18 protein-coding genes and 1 riboswitch are annotated in these 17,406 nt (G+C 40.2%); of the genes, 7 read left to right on the top strand and 11 right to left on the bottom strand.

Translation table 11 applies throughout. The features are described 5' to 3' along the window. Window positions 1-81: 81 nt before the first annotated feature. From AC503W_RS06120 to AC503W_RS06110, 3 genes are all read right to left on the bottom strand, one after another. Window positions 82-846, bottom strand: a complete 765-nt coding sequence (locus AC503W_RS06120; RefSeq protein WP_402956070.1) for a TerC family protein — start codon at window positions 844-846, stop codon at window positions 82-84. 88 nt (window positions 847-934) lie between these two features. Beyond that, a riboswitch (yybP-ykoY riboswitch) is annotated at window positions 935-1,035 on the bottom strand. 54 nt (window positions 1,036-1,089) lie between these two features. Beyond that, a complete protein-coding gene (locus AC503W_RS06115; RefSeq protein WP_494916429.1) occupies window positions 1,090-2,652 on the bottom strand; it encodes an aldehyde dehydrogenase family protein in 1,563 nt (520 codons plus the stop codon). Window positions 2,653-2,668: 16 nt separating this feature from the next. Next, window positions 2,669-3,769: an SDR family oxidoreductase gene (locus AC503W_RS06110; RefSeq protein ID WP_494916427.1), complete on the bottom strand. Its 1,101-nt coding sequence runs from the start codon at window positions 3,767-3,769 to the stop codon at window positions 2,669-2,671. 286 nt (window positions 3,770-4,055) lie between these two features. On the opposite strand from AC503W_RS06110, the gene AC503W_RS06105 reads away from it, so the two are divergent. Together AC503W_RS06105 and AC503W_RS06100 are read left to right on the top strand one after the other, a co-directional pair. Beyond that, a complete protein-coding gene (locus AC503W_RS06105) occupies window positions 4,056-5,252 on the top strand; it encodes an FtsW/RodA/SpoVE family cell cycle protein (RefSeq protein WP_402867926.1) in 1,197 nt (398 codons plus the stop codon). 136 nt (window positions 5,253-5,388) lie between these two features. After that, window positions 5,389-5,706, top strand: coding sequence for a hypothetical protein (locus AC503W_RS06100; RefSeq protein WP_402987647.1), 318 nt, complete (start codon window positions 5,389-5,391; stop codon window positions 5,704-5,706). A 46-nt stretch (window positions 5,707-5,752) separates the two neighbouring features. Here the strand turns inward: AC503W_RS06100 and nhaC are convergent, their stop codons facing one another. From nhaC to AC503W_RS06060, 8 genes are all read right to left on the bottom strand, one after another. After that, complete coding sequence (nhaC, locus tag AC503W_RS06095; protein WP_494917280.1) at window positions 5,753-7,147, bottom strand: Na+/H+ antiporter NhaC; 1,395 nt, start codon at window positions 7,145-7,147, stop codon at window positions 5,753-5,755. Between the two features lie 344 nt (window positions 7,148-7,491). Further along, window positions 7,492-9,066 (bottom strand): peptide chain release factor 3, encoded by a 1,575-nt coding sequence (locus tag AC503W_RS06090; protein ID WP_402867924.1) that lies wholly within the window; start codon window positions 9,064-9,066, stop codon window positions 7,492-7,494. 313 nt (window positions 9,067-9,379) lie between these two features. Continuing rightward, window positions 9,380-9,502 carry a hypothetical protein gene (locus AC503W_RS06085; RefSeq protein WP_402867923.1) on the bottom strand — a complete coding sequence of 41 codons (123 nt, stop codon included), beginning with the start codon at window positions 9,500-9,502 and terminating at the stop codon, window positions 9,380-9,382. Between the two features lie 69 nt (window positions 9,503-9,571). After that, window positions 9,572-10,006, bottom strand: a complete 435-nt coding sequence (locus AC503W_RS06080; RefSeq protein WP_427688409.1) for a hypothetical protein — start codon at window positions 10,004-10,006, stop codon at window positions 9,572-9,574. A 110-nt stretch (window positions 10,007-10,116) separates the two neighbouring features. After that, window positions 10,117-10,653, bottom strand: coding sequence for an RNA polymerase sigma factor (locus AC503W_RS06075; RefSeq protein ID WP_402867921.1), 537 nt, complete (start codon window positions 10,651-10,653; stop codon window positions 10,117-10,119). Between the two features lie 19 nt (window positions 10,654-10,672). Then, complete coding sequence (locus AC503W_RS06070) at window positions 10,673-12,631, bottom strand: DUF6449 domain-containing protein (RefSeq protein ID WP_427688411.1); 1,959 nt, start codon at window positions 12,629-12,631, stop codon at window positions 10,673-10,675. After that, complete coding sequence (locus tag AC503W_RS06065; protein ID WP_402867919.1) at window positions 12,606-13,505, bottom strand: ABC transporter ATP-binding protein; 900 nt, start codon at window positions 13,503-13,505, stop codon at window positions 12,606-12,608. The genes AC503W_RS06070 and AC503W_RS06065 overlap by 26 nt, the downstream gene beginning before the upstream one ends. Next, entirely contained in the window at window positions 13,502-13,885 is a 384-nt protein-coding gene (locus AC503W_RS06060) for a GntR family transcriptional regulator (protein WP_402867918.1), read from the bottom strand. The genes AC503W_RS06065 and AC503W_RS06060 overlap by 4 nt, the downstream gene beginning before the upstream one ends. A 185-nt stretch (window positions 13,886-14,070) precedes the next feature. Between AC503W_RS06060 and AC503W_RS06055 the strand changes: the two genes are divergently transcribed. The 5 genes from AC503W_RS06055 (at window position 14,071) to yidC (ending at window position 17,395) form a co-directional block, all read left to right on the top strand. After that, a complete protein-coding gene (locus tag AC503W_RS06055) occupies window positions 14,071-14,487 on the top strand; it encodes an organic hydroperoxide resistance protein (protein ID WP_402867917.1) in 417 nt (138 codons plus the stop codon). 195 nt (window positions 14,488-14,682) lie between these two features. After that, complete coding sequence (locus tag AC503W_RS06050; RefSeq protein WP_427688414.1) at window positions 14,683-15,498, top strand: glycerophosphodiester phosphodiesterase; 816 nt, start codon at window positions 14,683-14,685, stop codon at window positions 15,496-15,498. A 335-nt stretch (window positions 15,499-15,833) separates the two neighbouring features. Then, a complete protein-coding gene (locus tag AC503W_RS06045; RefSeq protein WP_494916423.1) occupies window positions 15,834-15,971 on the top strand; it encodes a hypothetical protein in 138 nt (45 codons plus the stop codon). A 322-nt stretch (window positions 15,972-16,293) separates the two neighbouring features. Further along, window positions 16,294-16,581, top strand: a complete 288-nt coding sequence (locus AC503W_RS06040) for a hypothetical protein (protein ID WP_402867914.1) — start codon at window positions 16,294-16,296, stop codon at window positions 16,579-16,581. A 28-nt stretch (window positions 16,582-16,609) separates the two neighbouring features. Continuing rightward, a complete protein-coding gene (gene yidC, locus AC503W_RS06035; protein ID WP_402987626.1) occupies window positions 16,610-17,395 on the top strand; it encodes a membrane protein insertase YidC in 786 nt (261 codons plus the stop codon). Window positions 17,396-17,406: the final 11 nt, after the last annotated feature.

Below are 17,406 nucleotides of genomic sequence, written 5' to 3'. Positions count from 1 at the left end.
GGTAACGCGGTCATTTTCCACAAAATGATTAATTTTCATTGCACAAAAAATGTCAGGCGTGACTTTCACGCCTGACATTTTTTATACTTCTTGAATTTGTTTCTCTTTTTTACTCGAAATGATCCAAGCACCAACCGCGATTCCAACTAATACAACCCAGAAAATTGACTTCCAAAGGGTTGATTCAGGGAAATGCTGTTCCAAGACGCCAAGGGAAGGATGAGCTAGCGTGTAGACGGCCAATTTAACCCCTACCCAACCTACAATCAAGAAGGCTGCAGTTTCAAGTGATGGACGTTGATGAAGCAACTTCACGAATCCATTAGCAGCAAAACGCATGATGACCAAGCCTATCATCCCGCCGAGGAACATGACAGCAAATTGTCCTCCGTCAATTCCACCGACCTTCATCCAACCTGTAGCAGGAAGTGTAACAGCTAATGCAACGGCTGCCAGCATCGAATCAATGGCAAATGCAATATCCGCTACTTCTACTTTGACGACGGTCATCCAGAAGCCGGATTGTTTCTTAGGTTTCTTGACTTCAGCCTCACCTTTACCAGCATATTTCTTATAAAGATGCTGAAAAGCGATGAAGAGAAGGTAAAGCGCACCGAGTGCTTGAACTTGCCATACGTCGACAAGGAAAGAAATCAGGAATAAACTTGCAAAACGGAAAACAAAAGCTCCTAACAATCCATAAAACAAAGCTTTCCGTTGTTGATCTTTTGGTAAATGCTTAACCATGACAGCCATGACGACTGCATTATCAGCAGCGAGTATCCCTTCAAGTCCGACCAAGATAAGAAGGACCCATCCATATTCCAATAATAATGATACTTCCATATATTTTACCTCCAATAGTTTGTATTTTCCTCCCTATCGGCATTTGGCAAAATAAAAAGACCTCTGCCGTATAGGCAAAGGTCTTGCTGAACATGAAATCATGTCAACAAAGCCGATGAATGTCTCCATTCACGTAATGACGACTTTGTTTTAGGGCGAACCCTAACGCTACTCCCCTTTGATTAAAGGAAAATCAGTTATTAAGTATATTAGTAGTATACGTGCTACCCGCAAAAATAACAATCATTTTTTTCGTTTTTCTTTGGAAATCTTTAATAATTCCATATATTCTTTTCCAAATTTGATCCAATTGGTCTTGGCTGAAAAGTAATGTTGGAACAGCGATAAAAATCTTGGGTATTTCCCTTCATAAGGATACCACTGGATTTCCGAATTCTTTTTCCCTTTATCCTGCATGATCGCTTTTTCATGGCAGAATATCCGCATTCCCTGTTCCCCATGATAACGGCCAATACCACTTTGCTTTGCCCCGCCAAACGGCAGTCCATGATTGGCAACGGTTATCAAGACATCATTGATGGTCACCGCTCCTGTCACTAACTGACGGGCCACCCGGTTCGCTTTTTCCTCATCCATGCTCCATACGCTTGAGTTAAGTCCATATTGACTGTCGTTCGCAAGACGAACCGCCTCTTCTTCACTATCGAATGGCACAACAGGAAGAACCGGGCCGAATGTTTCCTCATTCATGATTTTCATCGAATGATCGACATTGGACAAAATGGTCGGTGGGATGAAATAAGTACTTCCCTTTTTCCAGTCATGCGGCGTGCTGCCGGATTCCATGATGGCTCCCTTATTCAGTGCATCATCCAAGTGATCTGCAACGATATCAAGCTGGGCCGGGAACGTCATCGAACCAACATCGTCCGTTAATTGTGTACCCTGCCTTAAAGCAGTCGTCTTTTCCTTCAGCAAGGACAGAAACTCTTTATAAACGGTCCTTTCCACATAAACCCTTTCCACGCTCATGCACACCTGTCCACTGTTAGTAAAAGCTCCCCAAAGTGCCCCATTTACAGCACGTTCCAAATTGGCATCACCAAATACGATCATCGGATCCTTTCCACCAAGTTCGAGCGTAGTGGGGATTAATTGTTTAGCCGCCACTTCACCGATAATTTTACCGGTCCTTACAGAGCCGGTAAAAAATATATAATCGGGTTTTTGTTCCGTCAATGCTGCCCCTAGCTCTTTTCCGCCATGGGCAAATTGAATGACGCCCTCCGGAAATCCAGCTTCTTGAAACAAGTCATCCATGCTTATACCCACTAAAGGGGTCACCTCTGAAGGCTTGGAAATGACCGTATTTCCACCAATTAAGGCATTCAGTATCGGCACCATCGCCAGTTGGAAAGGATAATTCCAAGGTGAAATGACAAGGACCGTCCCACGTGGCATATATTCAATATAGGATTTCTTACCAATTAACATGAGTGGGGTTGATGCCTTCTGCCTCGAAAGGGCTTTTGCGGCATGTTTTTCAATATGCTTGATCGCATCTATCGTTGGCATGATATCAGCCACAAGCGCTTCTATCTTGACCTTCCCCGTATCTTTCGAAATCGTTTCTGCTAGTTCATCCATCTTTTCCACCATCAAAAAACGAAGGCGCTTTAAATAGTTCAAGCGTTCGGCGATGGGTAGTTTAGACCAATTCAGAAAAGCCTGCCTTGATTTTATATATAATTGAGGAATGGACTCCAGTGGGGTTTCATCAAGTTCCGCTATTTTCTTTCCTGTTGCCGGAGAATACACTTCCCACTTTTTATGTAGTTCTTCCATAATGTCTCCCCTTGCTTCACCTTATTTTTATCTGATATCTTTTTTCGTTTTTGTTTCTTAAATAAAATTCGACCATGGCCGGTACGCCATCCTTGAAATTCGGGCAAGCAATTCCAGATCCCGCTAAATCAGCCTGTGCTTTTGTACAATCGAATCGTCCCTGCCATGTGAAGTAATCCAATGCTTCTTTTTCGACACCTAAATATGTCCGTACAGGACGGATCGATAAAAAGGCCTGGCTTACCGCCATTGGCATATGACCCTTTGGTTTCTTCTTATATAATTCACCAACAAAAAGTTCATAAATCTCAGTGGCTTTACAAGGACTCGGATCGGTTAGATGATACGTCTTACCTACACCTTCTTTATATAATGCCAGATAAGCGGTTGCCTGTATAATATAATCAACTGGCACAAGATTGACAACGGTCTCCCTTTCCGACGAGATATATGGGTACATAGGCAGGAAACTTAGACGATCTAGGAAGTTGAGGATAAAATATGGCCCGTCAAATTTGATGGTTTCCCCTGTCTTGGAGTGTCCCTTCACGATCCCTGGACGGATGATTGTTGTGGGTACTTCGCTTTTTAATTGCTCGACCAGTAATTCTGCATCATACTTCGTCCGCTCGTAATGGTTCTTGAAGCTTTTCGGCAGTACAAGTTCATGTTCAAACAGGTCACCTTCCCGATTACCGGCAACGTAAGCGGTACTAAAATAGGTATAACGCACAAGTTTGGGGATCCCTTTGACCCATTCATTCACATGCTTCGTACCAACGACATTGACTAGCTGAGCAATTTTTTCCGGGACAGCCAAATCATATATCGCAGCTAGATGAAAAACATGCGTGATTTCTTGTTGAAGACTTTGACTCTCCGGAACAGCGATATTGAGGTTCTCTTTCGTGATATCTCCTATCACTAATTGGAATAGCACCTTTGTCCCGTCCAGTTCACTTTCTATTGTCTTGATTTCCGCTTCCGCTTTTCCCATTTGCTCAGGTAGTACAAGTAGATAGACTTTATCTACTGCCTCGTCCCGTTTTATAAGCTCCCTAATCAACTGATTGCTAATGAACCCTGGAAAACCAGTAAAAAAGTATATATGTCCCATCCTATCCCTCCCTTTAATTATCTTAATTGTAAGTTATTTGACAAATTATTACTATTATTCAAGGGATGAAAAGAAAAATATTGTTTTTTAAAAGGAGTATCCAACCAGATTATCGAAAATAGAGAATAGTAGTATTCATGTGCATTAAATAAACCGGGTGTTTATATTCGATTCTTTAAGGTTAAATTCTAGTAAATGATTAAAATCATTATCTATCTAACCGATTTTCCGTTACTATATAAGAAGGCGAATTTTTCGCGCATACATATTCGAGGTGAGCGCACAAGTGAAAAGAATTATTAAAGCATATGATTTCCCAATTTTCATCGCAGTCACATTACTTTGTCTGTTTGGTTTAGTCATGATTTATAGTTCGAGCATGATTACTGCTGTTGCTCGATACGGCTTGTCCATGGATTTCTTCTTTGAAAAACAAAAAACGGCCTTTATCATCTCATTCATTGCCATGATCGTGACGATGATTCTTCCTTATAAGATGTACAAGCACAAAACGTTTTTAATGAGTATGATGTTTGGAATGGCTGGTATCCTTTTACTTCTATTCATCTTCGGCCATACGGCGGGTAATGCTACGAGCTGGTTTAAGATAGGAACAAAATCCATTCAGCCCGCGGAGTTTTCCAAGCTAGCCATGATTATTTATCTGGCCGCCATTTACGGTAAAAGACAGGATCGAATCAACAGCATCGATAAAGCCGTCATTCCACCGATCGGGTTTCTCGTTGGTATTTGCTTTTTAATTGCCATTCAACCTGACTATGGAACGGCTGCCGTCATATTTCTCATTGCAGTTACCATGGTCCTTTCGTCTGGCATGTCTTTTAAAAGTATCTTTAAGCTATCTATACTTACGATGCTATTAATCGGCCTTGTAGCTCTAGGCGTACTAGTGACAGGGAATTTCTCGAGTATTTTCACCGAGAATAAGGTATCCCGTTTTACCGGATTCGCTGATCCTTTCGGTACAGCCGGAGAAGACGGATATCAACTCGTGAACTCTTTATTTGCAATCGGTTCTGGCGGTCTTACGGGAGTCGGCCTTGGAGACAGCGTACAGAAGTATGGCTATCTTCCCGAATCCCATACCGATTTCATCATGGCCATCATTGCGGAAGAGCTAGGAATATTCGGTGTGGCTTTCGTCCTGTTGACACTCGGTTTCATCGTCTTAAGGGGCTTCATCCTTTCTGCAAAATGCAAAGACCCATTTGGCAGCCTTCTCTTGATTGGTATATCTTCCATGATAGGCATACAAGTGGGCATTAATGTTGGAGGCGTGACGGGGCTCATTCCCATTACAGGGATTACCCTTCCATTCATCAGTTATGGTGGTTCATCCTTACTCCTACTGATGCTTTCAATGGGTATCTACCAAAATGTCGTGATGAGAATGAACTTGCTTGAACAAAAAGAAAAAGTCATTACGACGGTTCCAACGGAAGATATTATCTCTTCCAAGTGAATTGGATAAAACCAATTTAACAAAAAAAGGGCTGACCCAAACATCATCAAAGGTGACATTTGGGGCAGCCTTTCCTATTTCAAGAACTTCAAAGGGTAGCTACTGCTTACTATACTTTAGAAAAGGAGAGGTACTGATGAAAATTAAACTGTTCATTTTTTTAACGTCTTCCAAGGAACATAAGGAAAAAAATAGATCCGAAGTTGTAATGAAAACATTTGAATCATCCTTTCGTCCCTTTCTAGGAGATATCATCGAGGACCCTGGATTTGATGCTAAGTATCATAATGGGTACGAGGTCGTAAAAGTCACTGTTAATTATGAGAAAGATGAATGCTATGTATCTATGAAACCCGTGGCCATAGATTTAGAGGAATTGTCTATCGAAGATTATATAGATAAGCTTTTGGCGAACGGATGGAGTATTGTTTCAAAAGAAGAGTCTGTAATGTAAAAAAGCGGTGAAGAAAAACCATTCGTTTTCTTCACCGCTTTTTTTCTTACTTATTATAATGAATGCCGATTTTTGTGAATCCACTGATCAAACTAAGTAATGGACAGAGTAAACAGAAAAAAGCAAATGGTGCATACTCCAAGGTCGGAACATCCAGTACCTTTGTCAGAAAGACACCACAGACTCCCCAAGGTACAAGTGGATTCACTACCGTTCCTGAATCTTCAAGCACACGTGCCAGTGTCTTAGGATGCAATCCCAGATCATCATACTTTTGTTGGAAAGCCTTCCCCGGCAACAACACCGATAAATATTGCTCCCCAACAAGGAAGTTGGTACTGATTCCTGTAAAAACAGTTGCAGCAATTAACTTCGAAACACTCGTCAGCGAATCCTGAATGCTACTAAGAATAGATGGGATAATGCCCAATTCAAATAAAAGTCCACCCATGGCCAATGCCAATAGAACGAGAGAAATCGAGAACATCATGCTTTCAATGCCACCCCGGGATAAAATGGAATCCAGCTGTTCCATCCCACTATCAAGAACGAAACCGCTAAATAGAATATCAGCTAGCTTCGGAACAGTAAGACCCGGTGTTTGTAAAAAGGCAATGATTGCTGCGGAAACGATTCCTGCAGATAAAGTCGGGATGGCTGATATCTTTTTCAAAGCCATACCTAAAACGATGATAAATGGAAGCAAGCTCCATATACTGATATTCGTTTCCATCTTCAACGTACGGCTCATCACTTCTATTTCCTCTATCCGGGCTATATTGATATCAGGGGAAAGGAAGAAAAAGATAACCAGCGTGATAATAAATCCCGGAAGCGTCGTCCAAAGCATATTTTTAATATGTTCAAACAAAGATACGCCCACTGTTTCCGATGCCAAGTTCGTTGTATCGGAAAGTGGTGACATTTTATCCCCAAGAAAGGCCCCCGAGATAATGGCACCCGCCGTGATGGCCAGCGATAAATCCATGGCCGCCGCCATTCCGATGAAAGCGACACCTATCGTAGCCGAGGTGGTGAGTGAACTCCCGATGCACAATCCGAGAAGCGATGTCACCAGAAATGTCACTGCATAAAAGGATTCACCAGAAATCCAGTCAAATCCATAATACATGATGGTCGGAATTGTTCCGCTCGCCATCCAGATTGAAATTAACATTCCAATAAAGAAGAAAATATAGATAGCTCCCATACCGGAGACCGCCCCTTTGACGATAGCCGACTCCAGGATTGAAAATGGAAGCTTTTTCACTTTCCCATAAACAAATAAAAAAAGGATAGCTGCTATAATTGGAATATGAGGATCCAAGCCATAATGTATAATTCCAGTTGCTATAATCAATAATAGAATGGCCAAAACACCGAGTGCTTCGGGCAATGAGAGCTTAAGCTTCGCATCTTCAAGACGCATGATATTTTTCACCGCTTTCAAGTTAAATATTCTCGAGGTAAGAATCGCTCGCACTCACTTTCGCTTAGACGCTTTTAAGCACTAAAGCATAGGTATAAATATATATAAGTTTTTCAATATTGTCAAAGGAATTTTATTCTATACGGTGCTCATAGTATCACCAAATTGCACGAATACCTTCTACGATTCTATTCATATGCATTATCCTTAAGTCTTCCCCTTTATTACAGTTACGTGATGATCCTTAGATGTCCTTTTCGAATTTATTCTCTAAGCTGAAGACATAACTATAGGAAAAACTAATCACTATTGATTTCTATGAGAAAAGCCCGTGTTTATGATCCACGGGCTCAACCTTATTTCAAATCCATTGGGTTATATAAAGTCACATCCGGATTCTTATCCTGGAACCAACGTAATGCAAACTCATTTTCAAACAAAAATGCATATTTATCATAACGGTCTTTGACCAGTATGCTTCTAGAACTGTGCAGATTTTCATCGAGTTTTTCATCTTCTGCCCAACGGGTGATTTTGCTACCCATACGCTCCATCATTACCTCAACATTGTATTCGTTTCTCATTCTGTGTTCGAATACTTCAAATTGAAGTTGACCAACGGCACCGAGAAGATATTCTTCCATACGGACCGTTTTGAAGAGCTGAATCGCTCCTTCTTGGACCAGTTGATTAATACCTTTATGAAAATGTTTCTGCTTCATAACATTTTTAGCCGTTACCCGCATGAAAAGCTCAGGGGTAAACTGAGGTAAACGTTCAAACTGATACATATCTTTACTTGTCGTAATCGTATCACCAATTTGATAGTTCCCAGTGTCATACAGACCAATGATATCTCCGCTCACGGCTTCATTCACGGTGTTCCGGTCATCCGCCATGAATTGGGTAGAAGACGAAAGATTGATTGGTTTGCCCGTTCTGCTCAAGTTTACATTCATTCCACGCTCGAATTTTCCTGAACAAATGCGAAGGAAAGCAATCCGGTCACGGTGTTTCGGATTCATGTTCGCTTGAATCTTGAAAATGAATCCGGAAAATTCTTCACTGACAGGATTCACTTCACCTGAAGTGGTCATACGAGCTTGTGGCTCAGGTGCAAACTGGAGATAAGCATCTAAAAATGTTTGGACACCGAACGCCGTTAACGCACTACCGAAAAATACTGGACTTAGTTGACCATTAGCAATTCTCTCTTCCGAGAACTGGTTTCCGGCTTCCGTCAACAGCATAATTTCTTCTAATGTTTGCTCATATAACGGTGATTCCTTCAATATATGATCTCCATCAAGTTCACCTTCGTCATTCAAAGTAAGGTAACGTTCCGGTCCTTCCGTCTTGAATTGTTCGATGCGGTTATTGAATCGATCGTATATACCTACGAAATCTTTTCCCATCCCGATCGGCCAGTTCATTGGATACGTTTCAATACCAAGCACTTCCTCAAGTTCAGCAAGCAATTCAAGTGGCATTTTCCCTTGACGGTCCATTTTATTAATGAAGGTAAAAATCGGAATGCCTCTCATCCGACATACTTTGAATAATTTAACCGTTTGATCTTCAATCCCTTTTGCCGAATCGATAATCATTACGGCACTATCTACAGCCATCAGTGTGCGGTATGTGTCTTCACTGAAATCTTGGTGACCTGGTGTATCCAGGATATTCACACGGAAATCGTCATAATCAAATTGCATGACCGAAGATGTAACGGAGATTCCCCGCTGCTTTTCAATCTCCATCCAGTCACTCGTTGCATACTTTCCTGTTTTTCTAGCCTTAACTGTTCCGGCATCACGAATCGCGCCACCAAACAGTAGTAGTTTCTCTGTTAATGTAGTTTTCCCGGCATCCGGGTGGGAAATTATTGCAAAAGTCCGTCTTGAATGGACCTCATCTTTTAAAGTAGGCATAATATGTTCCTTTCATTATTGGAATTGTCACATAGCATGTATAGAGAACCTAATCGTTTTTTTCACATTGGAATGTCAACCTTTCCTAGTATGCAAAAGTCTTGAACATACACAATATATGTACGAAAAATATATCATAAGGCTTATACCTTCGCTACTCCGGTATCCATTTCAATCAACCTTACTATTTTAACACGATATGAACGAAAGATGTAGAGGTGAATGAATCCAAGAAATGAAAGGAGTAATAAAAAACAAAAGACGCTGTATCAGCGTCTTCTCCCCTGGTGCTTATAATGTGATGTTGAGTCTGCTAGTTACTTATCCTACCAGCCTTCATGGCTTTTTGATTACGCTTTTTTTTCCAACGTTTCTTGACTTCTTTAAAGATTAAAGGAGCGGCAAAAATGACTGCTCGTTTTAGGAGTTTTTTCATGATTCATCATCCTTTCTTTCCTTTTCTATACCCAAAATATCGTTTAGGAAAACTTTAGATCGCCCCACATCATTCTTTTAATGTCAGCTTAAGTAAATCGATTCTCACCTTTGCTTCCTTCATCATTGATTTCAGTTTTGCTTCATTTGCCTCTTCTTTTTGAAGCTCAGCCTCTATCATTTTCAGCTCATTTTCTACCACCGCATACTCCTCATTCGCTATCCCTACTTGATCATGCAATTGTTTCCAACGTTTCATGACTGCCTGATTTTCATTCTGCCATTTCGAACGATTTTGGCTCGTGAACGCCACATCCATTTTGTTTGACAAACTCTCCATTTCTTCAAGAGGATACGTGGCTCCCTCTACTGATGCGTGGGTCGCCTGCTTCGAAGTGATGCCCTCATCCGCAGTTGAAGAATGAGTAGAACCTTCTTCATCTTTACAACCCGCCATGAAAACCGCCATGATGACTAGTAGATAATAAACTTGACTGATTTTCATCTCATCTCCCCCCTTTTACATATTTTTTCCTTAAAGTAAGAATAACTTACGTAAACCGTTCAATAAAAAATATAAATGGAAGTAGCAATTGGGCATCATCCCGTTGATTTTTATGCAATTTCCTTGTTTTGCAACTCATTTCTTAATTGTTTTCTTGCCCTATACAGATTGATTTTAACCGTCGCCTGCTTAATGTTGAGCACCATGGCGATTTCACGTTCTTTTAACCCGCCATTCACCTTAAGCAATAGTATTTCCCGCTGTTTATGGGATAATTTAAATAAGACGTGGATGATGTCTTCTTTTAATGTCCATAAATCCATGGCATCTTCTACCTCATTTTGACTACAGGGCTGACTTTCCAACCAATCCATCATTTCCTGCTGAATCAAATGGCTTCCCCGTTTTTGCTTACGCGAAAAATCAATGGCCGTCCTCGTGGCGATGCAGGCTAACCATGCCCCCATTTTTCTGTCATCCTTGATCGTATCACGTTTAGTATAGGCTTTTATATAGGTTTCCTGAGTAATATCTTCGGCGAGATATGGACATTTGATGATGGATAAAGCAATGTAATAGATTCGCTTATAAAATGAATGATAAACCCTGGTGAAACCTTCAGCTTCATTACAATGTCCTTTCTTCAAATTCATCCTCCCTTTCTTTTCATTCAAAGTGGTTTAAAATAAAATCGGGAACATGGTCACCAGAAAAAGTCCTTATCTCAAAATCTCGGCTATCCTTATAATAAAAAACAGCTGTATACTTTCCTTCCCCATAATCCAATTGACTGTTTTCGATGGCCATCTCTATTTCATCAGGCTGATCAATCTTCAACAGAATCGACTGCTTTTCCACTTTTTGTTCAATTTCTTCTTCGGACGTACTATATAAATTAAAATCGGTCTTCGTTACAAGAATATGAGAGATATCATTTGCCGTTAATCTTGCCTCTTCAGCTTGTCCCGTTTGTTCCATCCAATTTGTGAAGGCAGGATAAGAAGAGTTCCAATTCATATAGATGGTCTTGTTATTTTCGAGAAGAATTTCAATGTATGCATATTCTCCCCAGGTCTTCGTCATTTGGGCGAGTGTCTGGTTATTCAGGTCTTCCGATAACGCCTGAACCGCTTCCGCAAGCTGCTGTTTATCAGTAATGATTACGGACTTATCCATTTCTCCGGTGGCATTGATTTTCATTTTGGAAACTTCTTCAACCGGTACATGCAACAGCTCATTAACTGTTTGTTTATATTCGCTAGATTCATAGATTTTGGCTAAAAGCGGCATATACGACTCATAATTTTGCAAATGGTACTCCCTCGCTAAATGTCTTCCATTTTCAAGTTCGTATATAAGAAACACGGAGTTTTCAGGATTAGGATCTGCGACGCTCTCCATCTTACCCTTTTCAAGAATCTGCTGATGTAACAAACGTACAGCTGAGATATTTTCTTTTTCTTTTAGATAGATTGAACTCCCTGAATCCTCATCTTCATAATATATAGGTGAATGGTTCCCTATATATATTTGGTTGATCATCTTTTTATCAGGCACCTTTGACTCATACGAAAGCGGATCTAACTTTAGAAGGATGGAAAGAGCGATGACACTCACCATAAAGGTGATGTACCCTTTAAAAGAAAACCGGACCCGCCAAGTCTTTTGCAAGACGAGATCGCCTAAATAATAGCCAATTATGGATCCAATCACATAGCCGGACACGACCCATTCGATTTTCCCGGTTGTTTGACTAAAATAAAAGCCGGAAAAAAGCATCATGCTTATCGTTAAACCATATTTAAATACCGGTTTAATCAAGGGGAACACAAAGGCTTGCGATACATGCTCCAGCTTTCTCCGTTTATAGAGAACCAATGAAAGCCATAGAAATAGGCAGGAGACCAGTGCATAGATTAGTAGCTGAAAGGAGAAAACATTCATTTTTTCCATTTCAGTTGCCGCCAATATAGGGGACATGCTATTCATGTTGGCACTTAAGTAGTATTCGGCAAAAAAACCAACCATCAAAAACTTCACATTCGCCGCTAGTAAGATAAATAGCCCAGCTGGCAACCCAAGCGTTATATAGGTAAGTAAGCCCTGTAGAGCCGATAATCCCGTCACCATTCCAATTAAGACAGCTACAGAGAAAATCACTGTCTCCATGACAAAAGTAATGCCCATCCACGACCAAATATCTGTCAGGCTATACAATTTTTCAACATCTAAGGCTGAGTGGAATAAATACAAGATGAGGCCTGTAAGCAAAATGGGGACAATGATAAAGGAAATCCCCATCCCTATCATATGAACGTATATACTTCTCCTAGTGATCGGTAAACTATGTATAAAATCCGAAGCCTGTTTTACTTGTAAAAATCGAAATAGGAAAATGGCGAGCAATACCGGAATGCTTATGACTAGGACGAATTGAATCATCCCCTGACTGGAAAATAAATTTACAAAGTTCATATATTCACTATTATTATTGAGAATAATCGTTAATATTTCCAAAGGCAGTGCAAAAATGAGGCCGATAAAATAAAGAAACCCAATCCATCCGGTACTTCTAAAAATATAAAATACCAGTTCTTTATTAAACGAGACTATTTTGAATGGCATAGCCGATGTCCCCCATTTCATATATGAAGATCTCTTCCAAAGTGAGGGGCAGAATATCGAATATATCAGGTTGAAACTGGCTGAAATGAGTCTTGATATCAGATTCTTTTCCTTTTAAGATGCAGACGATGACGCTGCCCCTCCTTTCCTTATTCAGGATTTGCATGCCACGGTAAATGCCATATGGAATTTTATTTTTAAAGGCTATTTGAACTTTATGTACATCCGCTTTCAAATCATCCAAATCCTTCTGGATGATGAGCTCCCCTTGATGCAATATCCCCACATGATCTGCTAAATCTTCAATTTCCCGAAGGTTATGGGATGAAATCAAGATCGTCATTTCTCGTTCGGATACATCCTGAATCAGCAACTGTTTCACATTTTTGCGCATGACCGGATCAAGCCCATCAAAGGGTTCATCAAGTATTAAAACTTCTGGCATCGTTGAAAGGGCCAGCCAAAAAGCAACCTGCCTCTGCATTCCCTTAGACAGCTTGTGAATTTTATATTGAAAGGGAATCGCAAACACTTCCTGCAATTGATAAAAACGTTCTTGATTCCATTCACTATAAACATGACTATAAAAACCTGCCATTTGCATGATGGAATAGTTAGCCAAGAAGTAAGGCATATCAGGAAGGAAGAAACATCGATTTTTCACTACCCGGTTTTCAAATACTGGGGATTCATCGATAAGAACCTCACCGCTATCCTGGATCAAATTTCCAGAGAGCATTTTCAAAAGGGTCGTCTTTCCTGCCCCGTTCGATCCCAACAATCCAAAAATAGATCCTCTTTGTATATCCAAACTTACGTCTTTGATCGCTACTTTTCCTTCATATAACTTACTAACACGCTTGATTTCTATCATGTTTCCCCCCCCTTTGCTATCGAACTTATATCCTTGACCAACCTATAAATTTCTTTTTTTTCGATACCAATATACAGGGCTTCCGCTAACACCCTAGTAAGCTCCGACCTTATCTTCTCTTCCTTTAATGAATTCTTCAATTCCCCGGGGGGTAAAACGAAATTACCTTTTCCTGGTATCGTATATATAAACCCTTCCGCTTCAAGCTGCCTATAAGCTTTTTGAATCGTATTAGGGTTAATGGTCAGTTCCTGAGCCAATATTCTAACGGAAGGCAGCTGGTCATGTTCTTTTAGTACGTCACTGATTATAAGCTCTTTGAATTTTTCCATTAATTGTTCATAAATGGGTCTTCTACTTTGTACGTCCAACTCAAACATCATCAGCCCCCTCACTGTACTAAGTGTACTACTTGGCTTAATACAGTTATTATAAAACAACTTATTCCAATTTAATACATTTTATAAATAAATTATAAATAGATGACCAACTCTCTTTCTTTTGTTTAACAAGTCCAATTAATGGGAACCTATATAATATAACTAAATCAAAAGGAGTTGTTTTTTTGAAACCATTATATACAACTGCAGTTACCGTACACGGTGGACGTGAAGGCCATGTAAAATCGGAGGACGGTATCCTCGATTTTGATGTAAGGTCACCGAAAGAATTAGGTGGTTCTGGTGAAAAGGCAACAAACCCGGAACAGTTATTTGCCGCAGGGTATGCCGCTTGTTTTGGCAGTGCATTGAACCTTGTACTTAGTAAGGAAAAAAAGAAAGTGGATACATCCGTGACTGCGAATGTCACAATCGGGAAAGATGAGACAGATGGCGGTTTCAAATTGGCCGTTAGATTAGATGTTTCCATCCCAGACCTGAGCAAAGAAGAAGCTGAAGGATTTGTAAAGAAAGCACACGCAACTTGCCCTTACTCCAAGGCAACCCGCGGGAATATAGACGTTACACCAATCATCGTATAATGAAAAAGGAATGGATGCAGCTTCTAAAGCTGCATCCATTCCTTTTTTTATTGCCTATAATATACAACGCGCGCCTTACTCCTTCAATCCTCCTTCTCTCCCTTTCAATAGAGACGTTTTGACAACGTTCTTTTATTTCTTTTAAATGAGGGTAGATATCTAATAACCCATAAATATAATCAAGGAGTGTGCAAATTGAAAGAGTTATTCCTTATAGTCTTTATCATCTTATTCATCCTGCTCATTTTTTCCTTTAACAGAAGGAAAAGGGTGGTTCCCATTCTCTCAAATCAACATACACCACTAAAGATTGGACATCGCGGGGCATCTGGATATTGTCCTGAGAATACAATGGCATCCTATTATAAAGCAATAGAGATGGGCGTGGATGTTCTGGAAGTAGATATCCATCTTAGTAAAGATGGGGAACTTATTGTGCATCATGATCCAACTCTCGAGAGGACGACTAACGGTAAGGGAAATCTCAGGGACTATACAGCCGCAGAGTTACTAGAATTGGATGCCGGGAGCTGGTTTCACCCTGATTTTAAAAATGAAAAGATTCCCTTGCTTAGCGAGGTTTTGGAAACTTTTTCGTCTTATGAGATTGGACTATTAATAGAAATTAAACACCCCTCCCTTTACCCCGGTATCGAGAGAAAACTGGCAGAAGAACTCTTGAAAAGTCCGCTTAATTCAAACGTTGAAAATAAAATCATGGTTCATTCTTTTGATATGAACTCCATGAAAACTTTTCACGAACTCTTACCCAACATTCCAGTCGGTGTACTACTAAATCGCCGAGTGTCGGATCAAAAACTAAAAGAGATATCGGAATTCGCTAGTTTTGCGAATCCAAAACAAACTTTATTAAACCCGAATCTTAAAACACGAATTCAGAGTCACGGAATGAAAGTATTTACTTGGACAGTCAACAATAAAAAACAGATGCAATCTCTAAAGAAAATGAACTTGGATGGAATCATTTCGGATTTTCCTGACTTTTTTTGAAAGAGAGATAACATTGGATCCCCCAAAAAAACAATCCGCTTCTGCGGATTGTTTTTTTCAATAGCATTGAAAAGATTGAATTTCATCTTCATCGGTACCATAGTAGGCCCATCGTTTTTGATTGGGTCTCCAGCGGTAACCTGCAACGGTATTCCGACCAACATACGTAGGATAAAGCCAAAATGAGCGGCCATTCCTTAACCAAATATACGTATTTTTATATAAACACCCTCTCATTGCCCCAGCTTCAATTCCGAAAAAACCTACATTTGGAAATTGGGGGATGAATGACGGCGGAGGTACAGTAGGTGGTCCTCCTCCTTGAGGGGGCCTTGGTGGCGGACCTCCTTGAGGTGGTCGTGGTGGTGGTCCACCTTGAGGCGGTCTTGGTGGTGGCGGCTGCCTCTCTTCAAAATTCAGATAGTCAAATTGATTGGGCTCCACTGGAAAACCATTATCCACATATGGGTTAAATGGATTAAGATAGAAATGACTATCAAAATAATTGATGTGCGAATTTAATGGATCGTATAGATTCATCCTTTTTTCACCTCGTTATAAACTTCCCTCTATTCATATGTAGGCTGCAGACCATCCGTGACATGGCTGACTGATATAATTAAAATGATTTTCATTCAGCGTACCCATGAAAAACTAAAATATCCCTCTATTTTCTTTTTAAAAAACATATGATTTTTTCGCATTCTATAACTTGAATCTGGTATAGTGTTCTTACAGATATTAGAATGCGTTTTTACAGCAACTATCCTTATCTAAGAAAAAGAAGGGATTACTATGTGGGAGTTATTATTAGAATTTGATTATCAAACCATCCGCCATGCACTATGGGCAGGGTACTTATTGACCTTCGTCTTCCCTTTTGCGGCGTTTTACTTTATTAATAAAAATCAGACACTCTTAAATGATAAATATCAAGCTTCACTTCACTCAAGCCCTGGTAAATCTCTTGTTTATACAGGTAGCGTTTTTCATCCACTAGGAATACGACGCTTTATCACGTATATTCGCCAAAAGGACTCTCCAGATGATTCTGAAGAGCCAAGCCTCCTTCTCATTGTTTAACCATTAACAATTTGAGGAGGAATATATTTTGAAGAAGAAAAATGTACTATTAATTGGAACACTCTTTCTAATGATCGGCCTTTTATCAGGATGTTCAGCAGCTACTAGCGGACCCTTTCATACTGTAGTAGTCAATCCGATGAACACATTGCTTGAATTTAATGCGGATTTTTTTAACGGGAATTATGGGATAGGCATCATCATGATGACTGTCATCATTCGTCTCATTCTGTTACCATTGAATATCAAGCAATATAAAACACAACGCAACATGAAGACGAAAATGAATGGACTCAAGCCAGAAATGACTGCCATTCAGCAGAAGATTAAAGAAACGAAGGATCCGGCCAAACAGAAGGAACTTCAGCAGGAAATGATGAAACTCTATCAAAAACATGGTGTCAATCCTTTAAATATGGGTTGCCTGCCCCTTTTGATCCAGATGCCAATTCTAATGGGTGTGTATTATGCGATTCAAGGATCTCATGAAATTGCTACCCATAACTTCCTTTGGTTCAGCCTTGGGGGGCCTAACATCGCCATGGCACTCATTGCCGGAGTCATTTACTATTTCCAATCTGTGATTTCCATGAGGCAAATGCCGGAAGATCAACAGAAACAAATGAAGATAATGAGTTTGGTCTCACCTGCCATGATCTTGTTCATTTCATTCTCCGCCCCTGCTGCTTTGCCACTATATTGGTCAGTAGGCGGATTATTCATGATTGTACAGACCATTGTACTTCAACGTGTTTATAACAACGAAAAGACTAATGTGCCTGCCGTCAATGAAACCAACGCAAAAAAAAGCTAACCCTATTACTA

It is taken from the genome of Peribacillus suis, assembly GCF_059384845.1.
The sequence above is the reverse complement of the archived record's forward strand: the minus strand, read 5'-3'. Positions and strand labels throughout refer to the sequence as shown.